Source organism: Bradyrhizobium sp. SZCCHNR1043 (genome assembly GCF_032489675.1).
Lineage (GTDB): Bacteria > Pseudomonadota > Alphaproteobacteria > Rhizobiales > Xanthobacteraceae > Bradyrhizobium.
Genome location: NZ_JAUEYN010000019.1, coordinates 71,066 through 90,358, shown reverse-complemented (window position 1 = coordinate 90,358; position 19,293 = coordinate 71,066). Strand labels below are relative to the sequence as shown.

At 65.7% G+C, this 19,293-nt stretch carries 20 protein-coding genes; 11 read left to right on the top strand and 9 right to left on the bottom strand.

Going from position 1 to position 19,293, the window contains the following annotated elements; genetic code table 11:
- The first annotated feature begins 4 nt into the window (after positions 1 to 4).
- The 3 genes from rnr to QX039_RS29755 are packed head-to-tail and all read left to right on the top strand — an operon-like array spanning position 5 to position 3,620.
- A complete protein-coding gene (rnr, locus tag QX039_RS29765) occupies positions 5 to 2,380 on the top strand; it encodes a ribonuclease R (protein WP_315740297.1) in 2,376 nt (791 codons plus the stop codon).
- Positions 2,377 to 2,820, top strand: coding sequence for a DUF983 domain-containing protein (locus QX039_RS29760; RefSeq protein ID WP_315740298.1), 444 nt, complete (start codon positions 2,377 to 2,379; stop codon positions 2,818 to 2,820). The genes rnr and QX039_RS29760 overlap by 4 nt, the downstream gene beginning before the upstream one ends.
- A 41-nt stretch (positions 2,821 to 2,861) precedes the next feature.
- Entirely contained in the window at positions 2,862 to 3,620 is a 759-nt protein-coding gene (locus QX039_RS29755) for an NUDIX domain-containing protein (RefSeq protein WP_315740299.1), read from the top strand.
- Between the two features lie 22 nt (positions 3,621 to 3,642).
- Here the strand turns inward: QX039_RS29755 and QX039_RS29750 are convergent, their stop codons facing one another.
- The gene (locus QX039_RS29750) at positions 3,643 to 4,032 is read right to left on the bottom strand and encodes a RidA family protein (RefSeq protein WP_315740300.1); all 390 of its coding nucleotides are present in this window, start codon (positions 4,030 to 4,032) and stop codon (positions 3,643 to 3,645) included.
- Between the two features lie 390 nt (positions 4,033 to 4,422).
- Between QX039_RS29750 and QX039_RS29745 the strand changes: the two genes are divergently transcribed.
- The 3 genes from QX039_RS29745 (at position 4,423) to QX039_RS29735 (ending at position 7,621) form a co-directional block, all read left to right on the top strand.
- Entirely contained in the window at positions 4,423 to 5,748 is a 1,326-nt protein-coding gene (locus tag QX039_RS29745; protein ID WP_315773122.1) for an LLM class flavin-dependent oxidoreductase, read from the top strand.
- 120 nt (positions 5,749 to 5,868) lie between these two features.
- The gene (rpmG, locus tag QX039_RS29740; RefSeq protein WP_015666342.1) at positions 5,869 to 6,036 is read left to right on the top strand and encodes a 50S ribosomal protein L33; all 168 of its coding nucleotides are present in this window, start codon (positions 5,869 to 5,871) and stop codon (positions 6,034 to 6,036) included.
- Positions 6,037 to 6,268: 232 nt separating this feature from the next.
- Positions 6,269 to 7,621, top strand: a complete 1,353-nt coding sequence (locus QX039_RS29735; RefSeq protein ID WP_315773121.1) for a globin-coupled sensor protein — start codon at positions 6,269 to 6,271, stop codon at positions 7,619 to 7,621.
- A 110-nt stretch (positions 7,622 to 7,731) separates the two neighbouring features.
- Here the strand turns inward: QX039_RS29735 and QX039_RS29730 are convergent, their stop codons facing one another.
- The 7 genes from QX039_RS29730 to QX039_RS29700 form a co-directional block, all read right to left on the bottom strand.
- Entirely contained in the window at positions 7,732 to 7,956 is a 225-nt protein-coding gene (locus QX039_RS29730; RefSeq protein ID WP_315740303.1) for a hypothetical protein, read from the bottom strand.
- 102 nt (positions 7,957 to 8,058) lie between these two features.
- The gene (locus QX039_RS29725) at positions 8,059 to 8,757 is read right to left on the bottom strand and encodes an aspartate/glutamate racemase family protein (RefSeq protein WP_315773119.1); all 699 of its coding nucleotides are present in this window, start codon (positions 8,755 to 8,757) and stop codon (positions 8,059 to 8,061) included.
- 264 nt (positions 8,758 to 9,021) lie between these two features.
- Positions 9,022 to 9,429 (bottom strand): DUF1127 domain-containing protein, encoded by a 408-nt coding sequence (locus QX039_RS29720; RefSeq protein WP_315740305.1) that lies wholly within the window; start codon positions 9,427 to 9,429, stop codon positions 9,022 to 9,024.
- Between the two features lie 467 nt (positions 9,430 to 9,896).
- Entirely contained in the window at positions 9,897 to 10,265 is a 369-nt protein-coding gene (locus QX039_RS29715; protein WP_315773117.1) for a DUF1127 domain-containing protein, read from the bottom strand.
- A 517-nt stretch (positions 10,266 to 10,782) separates the two neighbouring features.
- On the bottom strand, positions 10,783 to 10,953 hold the full coding sequence (locus QX039_RS29710) for a hypothetical protein (protein WP_315740306.1): 171 nt from the start codon (positions 10,951 to 10,953) through the stop codon (positions 10,783 to 10,785).
- 988 nt (positions 10,954 to 11,941) lie between these two features.
- Positions 11,942 to 13,363, bottom strand: coding sequence for a PleD family two-component system response regulator (locus QX039_RS29705; protein ID WP_315740307.1), 1,422 nt, complete (start codon positions 13,361 to 13,363; stop codon positions 11,942 to 11,944).
- Positions 13,364 to 13,375: 12 nt separating this feature from the next.
- A complete protein-coding gene (locus tag QX039_RS29700) occupies positions 13,376 to 13,741 on the bottom strand; it encodes a response regulator (RefSeq protein ID WP_008964019.1) in 366 nt (121 codons plus the stop codon).
- 217 nt (positions 13,742 to 13,958) lie between these two features.
- Here QX039_RS29700 and QX039_RS29695 point away from each other — a divergent pair, with 217 nt between their 5' ends.
- Together QX039_RS29695 and QX039_RS29690 are read left to right on the top strand one after the other, a co-directional pair.
- Entirely contained in the window at positions 13,959 to 14,258 is a 300-nt protein-coding gene (locus QX039_RS29695) for a DUF3572 domain-containing protein (protein WP_315740308.1), read from the top strand.
- Positions 14,255 to 15,562, top strand: coding sequence for a DNA polymerase IV (locus tag QX039_RS29690; protein ID WP_315740309.1), 1,308 nt, complete (start codon positions 14,255 to 14,257; stop codon positions 15,560 to 15,562). The genes QX039_RS29695 and QX039_RS29690 overlap by 4 nt, the downstream gene beginning before the upstream one ends.
- A gap of 8 nt (positions 15,563 to 15,570) precedes the next feature.
- Here the strand turns inward: QX039_RS29690 and QX039_RS29685 are convergent, their stop codons facing one another.
- On the bottom strand, positions 15,571 to 16,428 hold the full coding sequence (locus QX039_RS29685) for a cell envelope integrity EipB family protein (RefSeq protein WP_315740310.1): 858 nt from the start codon (positions 16,426 to 16,428) through the stop codon (positions 15,571 to 15,573).
- 205 nt (positions 16,429 to 16,633) lie between these two features.
- Here QX039_RS29685 and QX039_RS29680 point away from each other — a divergent pair, with 205 nt between their 5' ends.
- From QX039_RS29680 to QX039_RS29670, 3 genes are all read left to right on the top strand, one after another.
- Complete coding sequence (locus QX039_RS29680; protein WP_315740311.1) at positions 16,634 to 17,101, top strand: RidA family protein; 468 nt, start codon at positions 16,634 to 16,636, stop codon at positions 17,099 to 17,101.
- A gap of 75 nt (positions 17,102 to 17,176) precedes the next feature.
- Positions 17,177 to 17,929 (top strand): glycerophosphodiester phosphodiesterase, encoded by a 753-nt coding sequence (locus tag QX039_RS29675; protein ID WP_315740312.1) that lies wholly within the window; start codon positions 17,177 to 17,179, stop codon positions 17,927 to 17,929.
- Positions 17,930 to 18,044: 115 nt separating this feature from the next.
- The gene (locus QX039_RS29670) at positions 18,045 to 19,253 is read left to right on the top strand and encodes a GNAT family N-acetyltransferase (RefSeq protein WP_315740313.1); all 1,209 of its coding nucleotides are present in this window, start codon (positions 18,045 to 18,047) and stop codon (positions 19,251 to 19,253) included.
- Positions 19,254 to 19,293 lie beyond the last annotated feature (40 nt).

The window sequence follows — 19,293 nt, the reverse complement described above, 5'->3', positions numbered from 1 at the left end:
GAAAATGACCCAAAAGCGCGACATCGGCTTCCCTTCGCGGGAGGCCATCGTCGCCTTCATCCGCGCCAATCCGGGCAAGGTTGGCACCAAGGACATCGCCCGCGCATTCGGCCTGAAGAACGCCGATCGCGTCGCGCTCAAGCAGTTGCTGCGCGAGCTCGTCGCCGACGGCACGGTGAAGAAGAGCGGCCGCAAGAAGGTCGTCGAGACCGCGACACTGCCGGCCACGCTGGTCGCCGACATCACCGGGCGCGACAGCGACGGCGAATTGATCGCCAAGCCGGCCGAATGGGACGAGGCCGAACAGTCCGAGCCGCCGCGCATCCGCATCCACACGCCGCGTCATGCCGGGCCGGGCTCGGCCGCCGGCGTCGGTGACCGCGCGCTGCTGCGGGTCGAGCCGATCAAGGATGCCGAAGGCGTGGCCTATCGCGGCCGCGTACTCAAGGTGCTCGATCAGGCGCGGCCGCGCGTGCTCGGCATTTTCCGCAGCAATCCCGGCGGCGGCGGCCGCCTCATTCCGGTCGACAAGAAGCAGGCCGGCCGCGAGCTCTCCATCGCGCCCGCCGACACCAAGGACGCCAAGGACGGCGATCTCATCAGCGTCGACCTTCTGCGTGGCCGTGGCTATGGCCTGCCCGCAGGACGCGTGAAGGAGCGCTACGGCTCGGTCGCCACCGAGAAGGCGATCAGCCTGATCGCGATCCATGCCCACGAGATCCCGATGGACTTCTCGGCCGCGGCGGTGGCCGAAGCCGAAGCCGCGCTGCCCGCGACCTTGAAGGGCCGGGAGGACTGGCGCGAGCTGCCGCTGGTCACGATCGATCCGCCCGATGCCAAGGACCACGACGACGCCGTTCATGCCGCGCCCGACCCCGATCCGAACAATGTCGGCGGCTTCATTGTCCACGTCGCCATCGCCGACGTTGCCTACTACGTGCGGCCGGGCTCGGCGCTCGATCGCGACGCGCTGATCCGCGGCAACTCGGTCTACTTCCCCGACCGCGTGGTGCCCATGCTGCCGGAGCGCATCTCCAACAATCTGTGCTCGCTGGTGCCGGGCGAGGCGCGCGGCGCGCTCGCCGTGCGCATGGTGATCGGCGCCGACGGCCGCAAGCGGTCGCACTCGTTCCACCGCGTGCTGATGCGCTCGGCCGCGAAGCTTTCCTATGCGCAGGCGCAGGCCGCGATCGATGGCAAGCCGGACGACGTCACCGGTCCCCTGCTCGAGCCGATCCTCACGCCGCTTTATGCGGCCTATGAGGTCGCCAAGCGCGGCCGCGACGCGCGCGATCCGCTCGACCTCGACATCCCCGAGCGCAAGATCCTGCTCAAGACCGACGGCACCGTCGATCGCGTCGTCGTGCCGGAGCGCCTCGACGCCCACAGGCTGATCGAGGAGTTCATGATCTCGGCCAACGTCGCCGCGGCCGAACTGCTGGAGAAGAAGGCGCTGCCCCTGATCTACCGCGTGCATGACGAGCCGACGGTGGAGAAGATCCATGCGCTGCAGGAGTTCCTGAAGACCCTCGACGTGCCCTTCGCCAAGAGCGGCGCGCTCAGGCCGTCGCTGTTTAACCGCGTGCTGACCCTGGTCGCCGGCCAGGACTACGAGCATCTCGTCAACGAGGTCGTGCTGCGCTCGCAGGCGCAGGCGGAATATTCGACCGACAATTACGGGCATTTCGGGCTGAACCTGCGCCGCTACGCCCACTTCACCTCGCCCATTCGCCGCTATGCCGACCTCGTCGTGCATCGCGGCCTGCTGCGCGCGCTGGGCCTCGGCGACGGCGCCCTGCCCGACAGCGAGACGCCGGATCATCTCGCCGAGGTCGCGGCGCAGATCTCGGTCACCGAGCGGCGCGCGATGAAGGCCGAGCGCGAGACCGCCGACCGGCTGATCGCCCATCACTTGGCCGACCGCATCGGCGCTACCTTCCAGGGCCGCATCTCCGGCGTCACCCGCGCGGGCCTGTTCATCAAGCTCGACGAGACCGGCGCCGACGGCCTGGTTCCGATCAGGACCCTCGGCACGGAATATTTCGACTATGACGAGACGCGGCACGCGCTGATCGGCCAGCGCAGCGGTGCCATGCACCGGCTGGGTGACGTCGTCGACGTGCGTCTGGTAGAAGCTCAGCCGGTGGCCGGCGCGCTGCGCTTCGAGCTCCTGACCCAGGCGGATGTCCTCGTTTCGCGGCATGGCCGCCGCGACCGGTCGAAGAGCAAGACGACCGTCAAGGCGAAGAGCAAGGCGACCAAGCGGGCCAAATCCGAGGCTCGTCCGAAGCACGAAGAAAAAAGCCGCAAGAAAAGCCAAAAGGCAGGGGCAAAACGCAAGCCCGGCACATCGAAGAAAGGCAGATCATGGACGCCATGAGTTCAACGCCCCACGCAATGCCGCAAACCTGGACACGTGACACCGGCCTCGCCGAGAAGCGCGACGTCTGGACCGCGATGAAGCGCGGCCTGCGCTGCCGCTGCCCGCGCTGCGGTGAGGGCAAGCTGTTCCGCGCCTTCCTGAAAGTCGCCGACAACTGCGACCGCTGCGGCCAGGATTTTTCCGGCCATCGCGCCGACGATCTTCCCGCCTATCTCGTGATCGTCATCGTCGGCCACATCATCGTGCCGCTGGTGCTCTCGATCGAGACCAACTACGCGCCGCCAGTGGCGCTGCAACTCGCGATCTATCTGCCGGTGACCTTGGTCGCCGCGCTCGCCTTGATTCAGCCGGTCAAGGGCGCCGTCGTCGGGCTGCAATGGGCCTTCCGCATGCACGGCTTCGACGACAATCCGGTGGAGGGCATTCCACCGGTGTGAGCATTCGACCGATCGACGAGCAAGAAAAAGGCGGGGAGGACATGAGCGAGACGGCACAGGCGACCGGCGCGCCGGCGGGCAAGCCCGCCGAGAAGGAAGCGGACCACCATCCCTACACCAAGCCAAGGGATGCGGCGACGCTGATCCTGGTCGATCGCAGCAGCGCTGTGCCGAAGGTGCTGGTCGGCAAGCGCCACGACAAGGTCGTGTTCATGCCGGGCAAGTTCGTCTTCCCCGGCGGCCGCGTCGACAAGACGGATCACCGCATCCCGGTCGCAGCGCCCATGCCGGCCGAGCTCGAAGCCAATCTGTTCAAGGGCAAGCCACAGACGACGGCGTCGCGCGCGAAGTCGCTGGCCGTCGCCGCGATCCGCGAGGCCTGCGAGGAAACCGGTCTCTGCCTGGGACGCAGGGTCGACGGCCCCGCACTGAAGCTTGAAGGTCCTTGGGCGCCATTCGCGCAGGCCGGCCTCCTGCCCGATCCCTCCGGCCTGTTCCTGATCGCCCGCGCCATCACCCCGCCCGGCCGCATCAAACGCTTCGACACCCGCTTCTTCACCGCCGATGCCTCCGCCATCACCCACCGCGTCGACGGCGTGATCCACGCCGATGCCGAGCTGGTCGAGCTGGTCTGGGTCGAGCTCGGCTCCAAGCCGCTCGCCGACCTGCACCCGATGACCAGGAACGTTCTCCACGAGCTCGACCGCCGCCTCGCCACCGGCCCGCTCCGCCACGACGCGCCGGTGCCGTTCTTCCATTTCTACGGCGGCAAGATGCAGAAGGACGTGCTGGGCGGTTGAGGCAATCCCCGGTATAGCGCCGCTACGATGCTCGGTCGTGAATGATCGCGGTCACCTCGATCTCGACGCGCGCCGTCGCAGGCGTGAGGCCTGCGACCTTCACGAGCGTGCTTGCAGGCCGAATCGTCCCGAAGGCTTCGCTATGCGCAAGGGCCACCGCATCGGTATCCGCCATGTCGGTCAAGTACACGACCGTACGCACCACGTGACGGAGCTCCGCTCCCGCCTTCTGCAGCGCTTCGGCGATAAGGCCGATTACGCTTTGCGCCTGCGCGTAGACGTCGCGATCCAAATCAGGACCGCGCGCAGTCGTTCCGGAGACGAAGATTTGCTCGCCAACGCGGACCGCGCGCGCATAGCCATAGACGTCCTCGAACGGATAGCCTGAGGAGATGTTCAGCCGGTCTGACACGCCGATGGCTCCCTTGTGAATGAGTGCGAAAGGCACTGTTGCCGTTCGTCCCTGCCAGAGGAGCAGGATACTCGGTGGATGCTGGTCGCGGCGAGTGGGCGGTCCACCCCCACAACAAAGTGTCGTCCCAGCGAACGCCGGGACCCATACCGCGGAATCTTTCGATCGGCCCGGATGGTCGAGACTGTGCCTCACATTCCCTTCACGGAGTATGGATCCCGGCGTTCGCCGGGATGACACCGTTGTTTGGATCGCTTGCTCGGCACGTCATTGGAATGAGCGTGCTACGTCCGCCACCAAAAACGAAATCGTGTTCTGCCGCCGATTGCTGACACGCATGGGCCGAGTTCCTATCTGCCCAAGACAGCAACCATCCGCGGACGACCCTTCATGGCCCCACGTCAACTCAAGCTCGGCGCTTTCATGCGCCCGGTCTCCATCCACACCGGCGCGTGGCGCTATCCCGGCGCCTGGCCGGACGCCAATTTCAACTTCGCGCATCTGAAGCAGCTGATCCGGAAATTGGAGGCCGGCAAGTTCGACGCCTTCTTCATGGCCGATCACCTGGCCGTGCTGAACATGCCGATCAATGCGCTGAAGCGCAGCCACACCGTGACCTCGTTCGAGCCGTTCACGCTGCTCTCGGCGCTGTCGGCGGTCACCGAGAACATCGGCCTGATCGCGACCGGCTCCACCACGTTCGACGAGCCCTATCACGTCGCCCGCCGCTTCGCCTCGCTCGATCACATCTCCGGCGGCCGTGCCGGCTGGAATATCGTCACCACGTCCAACCCGGACGCCGCGCTGAATTTCGGCCTCGACGATCACATGGAGCACGCCGAGCGCTACAAGCGCGCCCGCGAGTTCTTCGACGTGGTCACCGGCCTGTGGGACTCCTTCGCCGACGATGCCTTCGTGCGCGATGTCGAGAGCGGGTTGTTCTTCGATCCCGACAAGATGCATGCGCTCGATCACAAGGGCAAATATCTGAAAGTCCGCGGCCCGCTGAACATCGCCCGTCCCGTGCAGGGCTGGCCCGTCATCGTGCAGGCGGGCGCCTCGGAGGACGGCAAGCAGCTCGCGGCCGAGACGGCGGAGGCCGTGTTTACCGGCGGCGGCAGCCTCGCTGACGGAAAGACACTCTACGCCGACATCAAGGGCCGCATGGAGAAGGTCGGCCGCGATCCGGAGCATCTGAAGATCCTGCCCGGTGCCTTCGTCGTGGTCGGCGACAGCGTCGACGAGGCCAGGGAGAAGCGCGCTCTGCTCGACAGCAAGGTGCATTACGACAGCGCCATCGCCTCGCTCTCGGTCATCCTCGGCACCGACGCCTCCGGCTTCGATCCGGACGGGCCGCTGCCTGATATCCCCGAGACCAACGCCTCCAAGAGCGGCCGCCAGCGCCTGGTCGATGTCGCCGCGCGCGACAAGCTCACGGTGCGGCAACTGGCGCTGCGGGTCGGCGGCTATGGCGGTCTGTCCTTCGTCGGCACCGCGAGGACGATCGCCGACCAGATGCAGGAGTGGCTGGAAAGCCGTGGGTCGGACGGTTTCAACATCATGTTCCCGTTCCTGCCGGCCGGGCTCGACGACTTCGTCGACAAGGTGATTCCCGAGCTGCAGCGCCGCGGGATCTTCCGGACGGCGTATGAGGGGCCGACCTTGCGGGACAATCTCGGCCTGCCCAGACCGAAAAACCGCTTCTTCGCGGCCTAGGGCCCCCAGAATCTGGCCCTCAAACCTTGACTTTGGGGGCTGGCTGGGTAGGTTGCCGGCCAACGGCGCCCCCTCTTTGGCCGGTGCCCACCCCCGATCCCGATTCCAGAGGTTCAAGACATGGCCAAAGCGGTCACCATCAAGGTCAAGCTCGTGTCGACGGCCGACACCGGCTTCTATTACGTTGCCAAGAAGAACTCGCGCACCATGACCGACAAGATGGTCAAGAAGAAGTATGACCCGGTTGCGCGCAAGCACGTCGAATTCCGCGAAGCCAAGATCAAGTAAGATCGCGGTCTGCTGCGACTTCAACGGGGCCGTTTCGGCCCCGTTTTTTTTTGCGCGCGATGCAGCCACTGGATGCGGCCGGAGCCGTCCCGCATCGGATCGGTCCACTCGCCGCGGTCGAATCTCCGTTCCCGACTTAAGGAGCCATCAACCAAACCTGTGCGATTTTGGGGTAGCGACGCACCCGCGAGTCTCGCAGCGTCTCCCTCCTTATCTTACCGGCAGACCAGCGATGACCGATCTTCAGACTTTGCAATCCCGTCTCGATTTTATCGGCATCGACAATGCGACCAGAGAGGCGCTGCGGGAGCTGCGGCCGCTGATCGGCAAGGTGCTGCCTGGGCTGCTGGAGCAGTTCTACGCCCATGTCGGCAAGTACCCGCATCTCGCCAAGATGTTCTCCACCCCGGCCGCCATGCGGCACGCCAAGCAGGCCCAGCACGATCATTGGATGTCGCTGGCGACCGCGAAGTTCGACGATGCCTATGTGAAGTCGGTGACCCGGATCGGGATGGCCCACAACCGGATGGGGCTGGAGCCGCGCTGGTACATCGCCGGCTATTCGCTGATCGTCACCGGGCTGCAGAAGGCGATCGAGACGGAGATCGCGGACGGCTGGTTCGGGGGCCAGTCGGCGCGCGAGAAGAAGGCCGCACTGCAGGCTGCGATCACCAAGGCGGCGATGATCGACATGGATCTCGCCATCTCGGTCTATCTCGATGCGGCCAAGACGGAGCAGCACGTCGCGATGCAGCGCATGGCCGACGAGTTCGAAGCCACCGTCGGCCAGATCATCAACAAGGTTCATGCCGACGCGCGCACGCTCGAGGTCTCGGCCAACACGCTGACCAAGACCGCCGAGCAGACCCAGCAGCTGTCGTCCAGCGCCGCTTCCGCCTCGGGCCAGGTCTCGACCAACGTGCAATCGGTCGCCTCGGCCGCGGAGGAAATGACCTCCTCGGTCCATGAGATCGGCCGCCAGGTCAGGGAATCGACCACCATCGCCAAGGAGGCCGTGCGCCAGATCGAGCAGACGGACGTCGGCATCAGCGAGCTGTCGCGCACCGCCGAGCGTATCGGCGACGTGCTCAAGCTGATCACCTCGATCGCCGCCCAGACCAACCTGCTCGCCTTGAACGCCACCATCGAGGCGGCACGCGCCGGCGACGCCGGCCGCGGCTTCGCGGTGGTTGCCTCCGAGGTCAAGGCGCTGGCGTCGCAGACCGCCAAGGCCACCGAGGAGATCGGTCAGCAGATCGAAGGCATCCAGAACGCGACGCAGTCCTCGGTCGCCTCGATCAAGCAGATCGGCGGCACCATCCAGCAGATCTCGGAGATCGCCGCCGGCATCGCCGCCGCCGTCGAGCAGCAGGGCGCGGCGACGGGGCAGATCTCGCGCAACGTCCAGGAGGTCGCCGGCGGCACCGCGCGCGTCGCCGGCAACATCGACGACGTCAGCAAGGGGGCCAGCGCCACCGGCACCGCCTCGTCCCAGGTGCTATCCTCCGCGCACTCGCTGTCGCGGGAGAGCGATCACCTCAAGGACGAGCTGGACAAGTTCCTGCGCAAGGTCCGCGCGGCGTAGCCGTGTTCAGCTGAAGCGTCGAGCGCATTAGCGCGAGCGTCATAGCCACTCTTCCGCGCCGTAAGATCGGCGGATCACGCTGGGCTGATCCGCCGGACGCACCAGGCATGCTACATCCCGTGGCTCTGGAACACCGCCGCGCAGCGCTTGCTCAGCTTGGCCCGATTCTGCGTCAGACAATTCTGGACCCCGAAGTCGTCGCCGAGCTGAGTGCGGCAGAAGCGCTTGGCGTCGGGTGCGCACGCCTTCTGCTCCTGCGGCGTGCCCATATGGGCCAGCGCGAATGACGGCAGAACGGACAGCGACACGGCAACCGCAAACATCAGCTTCTTCATCGGGGCTCCTCCTTGGGGCCCAGACAAACGCCTGCGGCGGCGGGCGGTTCCGACGACGTTCGATGGAGAACGGCCGCGCATCGCCCTGCGCTGGTCCGCTCCTCAGACCGCAACCGGACACGCGCGCGACAGCGCGGCGCGGGCGAGCAGCCGCGTCGAGTCCAACGTCGGCAAGGACGAGTTGGTGTCATCGATGATGAGCGGAATTTCGGTGCAGCCGAGCACGACCGCGTCGCAGCCCCGCGCCTTCAGCCGCACGATGATCGCCTGAAACGCGGCGATGGATGACGGCTCGAAGCGGCCGCAGACGAGCTCATCCATGATGATGCGGTTCGCCGTGATACGGTCGGCCTCGTCCGGGCGCTCGAAGGCGAGGCCGTTCGCGGCCAGGCTGTCGGGATAGACATTGCTGTCGACGAGCCATTTCGTGCCGGTGATGCCGACACGCCGATAGCCTCTCCTCGCCGCCTCCTTGGCGACCTCATCGGCGATGTGCAGCCACGGCAGCGGCGAGCGCGGCAGCACGAGCGGCAACGCCTGGTGGATGGTGTTGTCCGGGCAGATCAGGAAATCCGCGCCGGCCGCCGCGAGCTTGCGGGCCGAGGCCAGCATCAGCTCGGCCACGCCTGCGAGGTCGCCGCGATCGAGACATGTCACGTAGTCGGCGAGCGACGGCGTGTGCATCGACACCTCGGGATGCGCATGCGGCCCGAGGACGCCGGCCCCCTCCTTGCAGATGGTGCGATAGCAAAGCGCGGCGCCCTCGGCGGAGCAGCCGACGATCCCGACATGTTGCGTCACCTGACATGGCCTCCTCTCGCGATTCTCCGCGGATGATGGTCGAGAGACGCGCGATCTCTCCTCCCTCATTGCGAACGCAGCAATCCAGGCTCGTCCCGCAGACGGACTCTGGATTGCGTCGCTGCGCGCGCAAGGACGTTGTGGCAACGGCTCGCTGAGCAGGCAAGCCCGCGCTTTGGAACAAGCCATGGCATCGCGAGGGCGGATCACGCAGATCCGCCCTTCCGACGACCACCGTAACGTCGAGCGCCGGCTCGCGCGCAGCTACATCACGCCGCGGGACATCATCAGATGCGCCGTGCTCCGCTTGAACCGTTCGAGAGCGCGGTGCGCGGCGATGTGGTCGATGTCGCCTCGGGTCAGGCCGATATCAATCAGTTGCGCCTCGCTCAGGTCACGCAGATCGACTCTCATCCGCCTGAGCCGGCGGCCCTCCTGAAACACCAGCCAATAGCGCGCCAGCCGGCCGAGCAATCCCGGCGCTGCTGCGCCCGGCGGCCCGGCGGCGTCCTTTTCCGACACCGCGTCACGCAGCACCGTGATGGACGCGGACGGTCGCGGCGCGGCTTGCACGCCACGCACAGCGTTCGTCGCTGCGGCCATGGGACGATCGAGACCGGGAGCGGCGCCATCGCGCGCGATCTCGGCAGTGAGGTTGGTCTGGGGCGGCATCGGATGCTCCTGCTGTGTGGTGCCGGCAGGGAGCGTGGCCAAACAAAAGGCCCCGTCCGATGCCGGCGGGGCCTGGTGGAATGATCGTGTCGTCGAAAACCTAGCGCACGACTCCTCCCACGGCCCGGCTGCAGCGGGTCGTATGTTTGCGGTTGGAGCGGCGCACGACATTGATCATGGTTTGTAGCTACCACGATGATTGCGCCAGATCAAGGCATGTAGTTCCTGCGCTCGCAGATGAGCACCTATGCGAGGCTTGTGTTCTGCCGAACTCCGCGCACACGACGTCTCAGGCAGAAAGTGTCCAGAAGGAAGCGCGATCTCACCTCCGTCATTGCGAGCGCAGCGAAGCAATCCAGCGTCGTGTGCGGGCCCCTGGATTGCTTCGCTGACGCTCGCAATGACGTCGCGGCGACCATCTCGCGCTGTTGGTCGACCGTCCCTGCATCGCCACAACCCGCGACCGACTACATTCCCCTCCGCGAGACGTCCCCCAGATATCGCGGGTCGTCCCTCAGGCTCTCGAGCATCCGCAGCGCGGCGATGTGCTCGATCTCGGCACGCGTGATGCCGATATCCGTGAGTTCGCGTTCGCTCAGCTCATACAGGCTGTCCCGCACGGTGTTACGGCGTCGCCGTTCTTGAAGGGCGCGCCAGCACCAGCCGATCAGGCGGATGACCAGCCAAGTCGGCGTGGCCGGCGGACCGGCCGCGTCCTTTTCCGACAACACCTCTCGCAAGGCTGCGATCGACGCTTCGGACTGCGTCGATGGCTGCACGCTGCTGATCGCGCCGGTGACTGATGCGATCGAGAGATCGACGTTGAGCCCTGACACGTGCGCAGCGTCGATCGTCGCGTTGGTCTGATGGGGTGGCATCCTGTGCTCCTGCTGTTATGCCGGCAGGGAGCGTGGCCAAACAAAAGGCCCCGTCCGATGCCGGCGGGGCCTGGTGAAACGATCGCAACGTCCAAGTCCTAGCGCGCGACTCCTTCCACGGCCCAGCCGAAGCGGGTCATGTGATAGAAGTTGACGATGCGGACCGATTTGCTCATGTCGCGTAAGGTATCATGGCACGCACGCAACATCAAGGGATATTTTGGCGCCCCACATCCTGGCGGCGAGTTGTTGTAGATTGACCGCGCGAGCACGGCGGGCGGATTGGCGTCAGCTCAATCTGCCGATTTACGGCGAACGTGAAGCGGCGGATCACGCTGCGCTGATCCGCCCTACGGAGTGCGGACTACCAGCTGAAATGTCCACATCGGGACGCTCCACAAACATCAGACGCTCTCTCCGTCCGAGATACATCCGAATGAGCCTACAACCATCCAGCCTTGCGCGCTGACCAGCGCTACGTACCGCGCCCCGCCATGAACCGATCCAAGATGTCAGCCAGCGAGCCCGAAACGCCTCCCAAGACCATGAAAACCAAAAGGTTGGTCTGCACACCGAGCGCTTCGAGGACCAAGACTCCACACAACATCAGCACGCCGGCCAAAACACCCATGCGAAGCGGCTTCATGCCTTTCCCCCAACTAGAGAGCAACGCCGCAACCAGGCTAGCATGAGACACCCGAAGTACGTAGGTCCGATCAACATCGGCTTGATCTTCAGGGATCCGTCTAAGGCATTGCGATGAGGAAGCGATCTCCCCATCCGAGCGCCCCGAGACCGTCCTGCGCCAAAAGACTAACTTCTCGAACGCTTTCAACGATGTCGCTCTCGCCGGCTATTCAGAGCGCAATTTTTACTTTCTCTTTTCCAGAAATCATGCTATCTCTCCATCCATCCCACCTCGCCACGAGGGGCGCATCGCGATCGTCACGAGCGTGAGGTGGGCTGCGGTGGGCGTGTCGGGTTGCAGCGTGGCTTGTCCGCGCCGACGAACGATCCGGTTTGCACGGTCAAGCCGTGTGGTCCTGGCCTCCCGATGCTGAGGCCAAGCGGGCGCTGCGACGAAGCGCGCTCGCGACGGGGGCAAGAACGCCGGTCCCCGGGGAGAGCGCGGAGTAAGCCGTAAAGCCATCGCGCAGGGAGGGCCGGATGTCCGGCTCGTACCTGTGGTTCTGCCGCGTGCTTTTTTCTGCACGCGGACCATGGGTGCGACCAGCACCCGGCCTTCCCTGCGCCCTCTGTTCTCGACGAGGGCTTTGAATGGCAAAGCTCGGGCGCGGATGCGTGGCGAGGACGACATGTCATGTACGGAAGCCTGCCGTCCGACCCCGCCGTTACTTTGGCGCAACGACGTCGTACGCACGCCCGATAACCTGCAGCGCGCGTGGCCGTCCTTCGAGACGCAGGCCTGCGGCGTGCTCCTCAGGACGAGGTCCGTGGTCTTGGCGCGGTCTTTGAGAGATCTTGGCGAAGCTCTCAACCCTCATGCTGAGGAGCGCCGCTTGCGGCGCGTCTCGAAGCACGAGGCCCGGAGCGACTCGATGGCAGATGGAGGCCGTTGGACAGATGCGCCGCAGCTTCAGCCGAGGACAGAAAGATCGGAGCCGCCCTGCCCCTCAGCGGCCGCGGCCGGCGGCTTGCGGCAGGAACGGCGCCGGTTGATGCACCGGGGCGATCGCCACCGCGCGGTTGCGGCCCTCGTTCTTGGCGCGGTAGAGCGCATTGTCGGCGCGCTTCATGACGTCGGCGATCGGCTCGCCCTTCTGCTCCAGGGTCGACAGCCCGATCGAGGTCGTGACCTCGATGCGCTTCTCGCCCTTGTGCACCGAGAACGGCTCGTTGGCGACCGAGCGCCGCAGCCGCTCGGCGACCATGCCGGCGACGTGCAGATCGGTCTCGGGCATCACGATCACGAACTCCTCGCCGCCATAGCGGCAGGCGAGATCGATGCCACGGATCGACTTGCGCACCCGCATCGCGAACTCGCGCAGCACGTCGTCGCCGGCATCGTGGCCGTAATTGTCGTTGATCGACTTGAAGTAGTCGATATCGAGCATCATCAGCGCCAGCGGTTTGCCGCGGCTCGCCGCCTGGTCGGCCAAGGTCGCCAGATGCGTCTCCATGTAGCGGCGATTATGCAGGCCGGTCAGCGCGTCGGTGATCGCCATCTCGATCGAGTTCTGCACGTTGTCGCGCAGGTGGTCGGTGTAACGGCGCTTGCGGATCTGGGTGCGCGCCCGCGCCATCAGCTCGTTCTTGTCGACCGGGCGCAAGAGATAGTCATTGACCCCGATTTCCAAGCCGCGCAGCAACCGCGAATTGTTCTCCGCCTCGGCGATGGCGAGGATCGGCACGTGCCGGGTGCGCTCCAGCGAGCGCAGCTGGCTGCACAGTCGCAGGCCGTCGTAGTCGTTCAGATCGAGCGAGACGATGACGAGGTCGTAATTGCCTTCGGCGGCGTTGAACACGGCCTCGGCGGGATTGGTCTCGACATCGACGGCATGCTCGGTCGCCAGCATCGGCCCGAGCCGCTCGTAGGACGACGGCCGGTCGTCGACCAGCAGCACCTTGCCGCCCCTGCCGCCGTCGGCGACAGCGTTGCGCTCGGGCGCCTGCACGCCGATCTCGAGCGAGGTCAGCGCGCGCATGCGCAGCTCGTCGGTCATCATCTTCAGCCGGGTCAGCGAGCGCACGCGCGCGATCAGCACGACGTCGGAGACGGGCTTGGTCAGGAAGTCGTCGGCGCCGGCCTCCAGGCCGCGCACGCGGTCGGACGGGCTGTCGAGCGCCGTCACCATGACCACCGGAATGAAATGCGTGGCCGGATTCGACTTCAGCCGGCGGCAGACCTCGAAGCCGTCCATGTCCGGCATCATGACGTCGAGCAGGATGATGTCGCATTCGGCGCGCTGGCAGATCTGCAGCGCCTCGGCGCCGTTCGCGGCGGTCAGCACGTCGAAATACTCGGCCGACAGCCGCGCCTCCAACAGCTTGACGTTGGCCGGGACGTCGTCGACCACAAGGATACGCGCGGACACTGCAGAAACTCCTTAGCCGATAAAGCGGCGTACCGTTTCAATGAATTTTCCGACCGAGATCGGCTTGGAAAGATAGGCTTCGCAGCCACCCTCGCGGATGCGCTCCTCGTCGCCCTTCATGGCAAAGGCCGTCACTGCCACCACCGGGATGGCACGCAAATCCGGATCGTCCTTGATCCATTTCGTCACTTCCAGGCCCGAGACCTGCGGCAGCTGGATGTCCATCAGGATCAGATCGGGGCGGGTCCGGCGCACGATGTCGAGCGCCTCCACGCCGCTGGACGTCCCGGACGTCTGGTACCCGTGGGCTTCCAACAGATCGCGGAAGAGCTTCATGTTGAGCTCGTTGTCCTCCACGATCAGGACGGTCTTGCCCATCCGCCCCTCCGAATCACTGACACCGGCATGCCCTCTGGCGGACGCCTGTCCACCGCTACTCATCTAATTCAAACTAGCCCCAGATTCGTTCTAACCCGTTAAGTCGGTATTCGATCTTTCCCCGAGATGGTTTCCACTTGCTTGAACCCATTCCGAAGACTCGGGCATGATGGGCGCAAAGTAGAGCCGACAAGTTAACGGAAAGGCAAATCCGCCGTTGAAAAAGCCCGTTCGAAATCCGCGCGAAGTCGCTGAAATCGTTGCAGTTCAGGCCCTCGGCTTCCTGGCCGGCGAACCGGAGCGGCTGGGCCGGTTCCTGGCCGAGACCGGGATTGGGCCGGAGACGCTGCGATCCTCGGCCGCCGACCCCAATTTCCTGGTCAGCGTGCTCGATTTCGTGCTGCGCGACGACGAGACGGTAAAGGCTTTTGCCGCCAGCTCCAAGTTACATCCGACCAATATCATGGCGGCGCGGCAGGTATTGGGCGACCGGCAGTGGGAGCGCGACGTGCCGTGACCGCTTCCGCGCCAGAAGGAGCGTCGCGCGCGGTCAGCGGGCCGACCTGCTTCTGCCGCGACTGCCTGACGGATCTGGATGACAGCGCGCGCCGCTGCACGGCCTGCGGCTCGCCGCGCCTCGTCCGCCATCGCGCCCTGCCCGCGCTGACGCTGGCCCATATCGATTGCGACGCGTTCTATGCGACCGTCGAGAAACGCGACAATCCCGAGGTCGCCGACCGGCCCGTCATCGTCGGCGGCGGCAAGCGCGGAGTGGTGTCGGCGGCCTGCTACATCGCCCGCACCTATGGCGTGCGCTCGGCGATGCCGATGTTCAAGGCGCTGGAGCTGTGTCCCTCGGCGGTCGTCATTCCTCCGGACATGGCGAAATACGTCCGGGTCGGCCGCGAGGTCCGCCAGGCGATGCAGGCGCTGACGCCGCTGGTCGAACCGCTCTCGATCGACGAGGCGTTCCTCGACCTCTCCGGAACCGAGCGCGTCCACGGCATGGTCCCCGCAAAGGTGCTGGCGCGCTTCGCCCGTGAGGTCGAGCAGACCATCGGCATCACCGTCTCGGTCGGCCTGTCCTGCAACAAGTTCCTCGCCAAGATCGCCTCCGACCTCGACAAGCCCCGCGGCTTCGCCGCACTCGACCAGGAGGAAGCGCGCAACATGCTGGCCGACAAGCCGGTCGGCTTCATCTTCGGCGTCGGTCCCGCCACGCAGCAACGGCTGGCGAACCAGGGCTTCCGCACCATCGCCGACCTGCAGCGTGCCGACGAGATCGAGCTGATGAAGCAGTTCGGCGGTGACGGCCGCAGGCTGTGGCGGCTGGCGCGCGGCATCGACGACCGCAAGGTCGTGGCCGATCGCGGCGCCAAGACGATCTCCAGCGAGACCACCTTCGACACCGACATCCGCGACTACGCGACCCTGGAAAAGACCCTGTGGCGGCTGTCGGAGAAGGTGTCGGCACGGCTGAAGGCGAGCCAGCTCGCCGGGTCGACCATAACGCTGAAGCTGAAGACCGCGGACTTCCGCCAACGAACGCGCTCGCAATCGATCGCGGCGCCGACGCAGCTCGCCGGCAAGATCTTCGCAATCTGCAAGGAGATGCTGGCGCGCGAGACCGACGGCACGGCGTTCCGGCTGATGGGCGCCGGCGTCAGCGCGCTGCGCCCGGGCTCGGAGGCCTCCGACACCGACATGCTCGATCGCCGTTCGGCCTCGGCCGAGCGCGCGATCGATGCGCTACGCAAGAAGTTCGGCCAGGCCGCGGTGATCCGCGGCATCGCCTATGACGGCCCGGAGCAGACGGAATGATGCCCCGATCAATTGCCGCAGGGTTTGCCGTCCTTCGCGTCCTTGACGTCGAACTTGCCGAGCGCGCCGGCGATGACGAAATCATTGTAGTCGAGCACGAGCGCGCGCGAGACGCCGTTCTCGTAGAGCTCGAACGACATCGCGTAGACCGGCGTCTGCTCGCCCTCGGCCCGCTTGGCGTCGCGGTCATAATAGCTGACCGTTACCGGCCAGCGCGTCATCTTCTTCATCTCGTCGTTGTCGGTCGAGGCATCGGGCTTGGCGGCCGCCTTGTCGGCCGACACGGCTGCTCCGATCACGGTCAGCGTGTTGTAGACCTTCTCGCCATTGTCCGAGCCGTCGTAGACCGTCAGCTCAAGCAGCGACTTGCCCTCGCGCGCGGCGGCGATGATGCGATGGATCTGCTCGGTCGGAAACACGGTCGAGCCGTCGAGCGTGAAGGTCTTCGCCTCCGGCTGCTTGAGCTTGACGGTGATGTGATCGCCGGTGCGCTCGGCGATGCCGTCGACCGGGCTGGAGGCCTGATCGTTCATGCGCGAGTCGATCTTGAAGCGATAGCTCTTGCCGGCGCCGTCCTCCCAGGCAGTCGAGCGCAGGTCGCTCAGGGTCACCTTGCCCTCGCCGAGATCGAGCTCCGAGACCTGGCGGAATTCCGAGGTGTAGCCGTTGCAGGCGTTGCCGGAGAAATTGTAGAGGATGCGGCCGCGCGCGCTGTTGACGGGGCTCGATCCGCGCGACTTGACCAGGCTCAGGTCATAGAGCGCCTGATGCGGCAGGAACGGCACGGCCGCCCCGGCCGGCGCCGGACCGAATGTGATCGCCGCGACGGCGAGCGCTCCCATCGACAGTCGAAACGAATGAGCCATGAGTTTTCCTCGGAGGACGTATCGCTAAACCGTCACATTAAAGACCGCTGCATTACGTCGCAACTGCGGCTGGCTCACGGAAACGTGCGGTCAAAGCGGCGGATTGGCGTCGGCGCTGGCTGCTTGCATGTCAGTAGCAACTGCGCCAAACAGGGCCGCGGTCCGGCACGGGATCGGCTTTCAGGCGACAGAACGGGGATTTCAGATGGCGGGTACGGTTGAACAGAATCTGACGGCACAGGGCATCACGTTGCCGGCACCAAAGGCGCCGGTGGCCAACTACGTCCCGTTCGTGCGCACCGGCAACCTGCTGTTCGTGTCGGGCCAGGTCTGCCTCGGCGCCGACGGCAAGATGATCGCCTCCGGCAAGCTCGGCGGCGGCGTGTCGATCGAGGACGGCTATGCGGCCGCGAAGGGCTGCGGCGTCAACCTGCTGGCGCAGGTTAAGGCGGCGATCGGCGACCTCGACAAGGTCGTGCGCGTCGTCCGTCTCGGCGGCTTCGTCAATTCGGCGCCGGACTTCCTCGACGGGCCGAAGGTCCTCAACGGCGCCTCCGACCTGATGGTCGCCGCTTTCGGCGACAAGGGCCGCCACGCCCGCACCACCGTCGGCGTCTCGGCCCTGCCGTCCGATGCGGCGGTGGAAGTCGAAGGCGTGTTCGAGGTTGAGTGAGAGAGAGCGCATGATCCGGAAAAGTGCGAAACGGTTTTCCGACGAGATCATGCGCCAGCAAAATGGACGGGGCGAATGCGCGCACCTGACTGGCTGACGGCCCGCCCCGTCGCCCATCGCGGCCTGCATGATGCTGTCAGCGGCATCATCGAGAACATGCCGGCCGCCGCGCGCGGCGCGGTGGCCGGCAACTTCGCCATCGAATGCGACATCCAGCTGTCGGCCGATGGCGAGGCCATGGTGCATCACGACTATGATCTCGGACGCCTCACCGAGGGCACCGGCCCGCTGATCGAAAAGACCGCGGCTGAGCTGAAAGCGATCAAGTTCAAGCAGACCGACGAGCGGATGATGACGCTCGGCGACCTCTGCAACCTGATCGCCGGGCGCGTGCCGCTGGTCGTCGAGGTCAAGAGCACGTTCCAGGGCGATCACCGGCTGGTCCGGCGCATGGCCGAGGTGCTGGCGTCCTATTCCGGGCCGGTGGTCGGCATGTCGTTCGATCCGGACCAGGTGCTGGCGCTGCGCGAGACCATGCCGAACCTGACGCGCGGCATCGTCGCCCAGCGCAGCTACGAGGACGGCTACTGGGCCAAGCTGACCCAGGCGCAACGCGACAGCATGCTGCATCTCAAGCATGGCTTCAGCAGCCAGCCGCATTTCGTCGCCTATTGGGTCGAGCAGCTGCCTGCGCCTGCCCCCTGGATCGCGCGCAACGTGTTCGGCTGCCCGCTGCTGACCTGGACCGTCCGCACCCCCGAGCAGCGCGCCGCCGCAGCCCGCTATGCGGATCAGATGATCTTCGAAGGGTTTACGCCGGAGACGTGACGCCGGCCTTGAACTCGCTGCTGCGATGCACGATCTTGAGGGACCGGCCATTCGAGTGTCGCCGCCAGGACGCCGCTCGTTAGGTTCTCTTAAGGACTCGACTTTCAAGGACTCGATGGCATCACCTGAGATCACGCTCGAAGCCGTCCCCGGGGTCAGCGAAATCCCGCCTGCAGCATGGGACGCCTGTGCCAATCCGGACGGTCGCGTGAGTCCCGGCTCATCTCCCGCCTGCGGTCGCGGCTACAATCCGTTCATCTCACACGCATTTTTCTCGGCACTCGAAGCCTCCGGCTCGGCCACCCTGCGCACCGGCTGGGCGCCGCGCCATCTGGTGGCGAAGATGGGCGACGAGGTCCTTGGCGTCGTGCCGTGCTACCTCAAGTCCCACTCGCAGGGCGAATATGTCTTCGACCGCGGCTGGGCCGATGCCTATGAGCGGGCCGGCGGGCGCTACTATCCGAAGCTGCAGGTCTCGGTGCCGTTCACGCCGGCCACAGGGCCGCGGCTGCTGATCCGCGCCGACCAGGACCAGGAGTTGATAGGCAACGCCCTCGCCCAGGGCCTGAAGGCGTTGTGCGGGATCAGCGAGGCGTCGTCGGTGCACGTCACCTTCGCCCGGGAATCCGAATGGCAGCTGCTCGCAGCGCAGGGTTTCCTGCAGCGCACCGACCAGCAGTTCCACTGGCACAACCAGGGTTTTTCCAGCTTCGACGATTTCCTGGCGACGATGAATTCGCGCCACCGCAAGGCGATCAAGCGCGAGCGCCGCGATGCGCTGAGCTCCGGCATCAGCATCCATTGGCTGACCGGCAAGGACATCACCGAGGATGCCTGGGACGCCTTCTTCGATTTCTACATGGAGACCGGCTCACGCAAATGGGGCCGGCCGTATCTGACCCGCAAGTTCTTCGCGCTGATCGGCGAGACCATGGCCGAAGACGTGCTGCTGGTCATGGCCAAGCGCGACGGACGCTGGATCGCCGGCGCCATCAACTTCATCGGCTCGGACACCTTGTTCGGCCGCAACTGGGGCGCCATCGAACATCACCCGTTCCTGCATTTCGAGGTCTGCTACTACCAGGCGATCGATTTCGCGATCCAGCACAAGCTGGGGGTGGTCGAGGCCGGCGCCCAGGGCGAGCACAAGATCGCGCGCGGCTACCTGCCGCAGACCACCTACTCCGCGCACTACATCGCCGACCGCGGCCTGCGCCGGGCCATCGACGACTATCTCAAGCGCGAACGCGCCTATGTCGAACAGGCCGGCCGCGAGCTCGCCGAATCCGGACCGTTCCGGAAAGGGATGGACGAGCCGTCTTGACCGGCGACACGTGCCGGTGAGAGTAAGGCGCACCAAGAGG